The organism is Arthrobacter sp. 05T410 (genome assembly GCF_056396505.1).
In genome coordinates this window covers 1-437 of sequence record NZ_JBFTLP010000059.1, presented here as the reverse complement: position 1 = coordinate 437, position 437 = coordinate 1, and the positions used below count along the sequence as shown (strand labels likewise).

The 437-nt window shown below is 65.6% G+C and carries 1 protein-coding gene; it reads right to left on the bottom strand.

From position 1 onward, the window contains the following. The coding region (locus AC1DFR_RS22380; protein ID WP_476874506.1) for a hypothetical protein at positions 1 to 437 on the bottom strand (437 nt) is incomplete at both ends.

The following is a 437-nucleotide window of genomic DNA, read 5'->3' as shown; positions in this document are numbered from 1 at the left end:
TCCGGTTCCGAGCCCGGCGGGGAACTTGAAGTTCAGGCCGACCCGGCCTGCCTTGGGCAGGTCGATCGCGTAGTAATCGGTGTCATCGATGCCTCCGCTGAGTGCCGAACCGGAAACCGTGGTCCCCAGGGGCACCACCGTCGCGGCCGAGGTGGAGCTGTTGGGTTCGAGTTCGRCGGTCCCCGCGGTCAGTGTCGTGTTGAGGGTGTAGGTCTTGCCCCAGCTTGCCCAGCCGCCGCTGTAGCCATAGATCTTGATGTAGGCGCGGCCAGCGGGCAGGAACGTGCCTTGGCTGGCGAGCCAGGTACCGTCAGCGGCGGAGCCGTCGAGGTCGAAGTTGTAGAGGTTGGTGCCGTTGGCGTTGTAAATGCTGACGGTGTAGGTGGGTCCGGTTCCGAGCCCGGCGGGGAACTTGAAGTTCAGGCCGACCCGGCCTG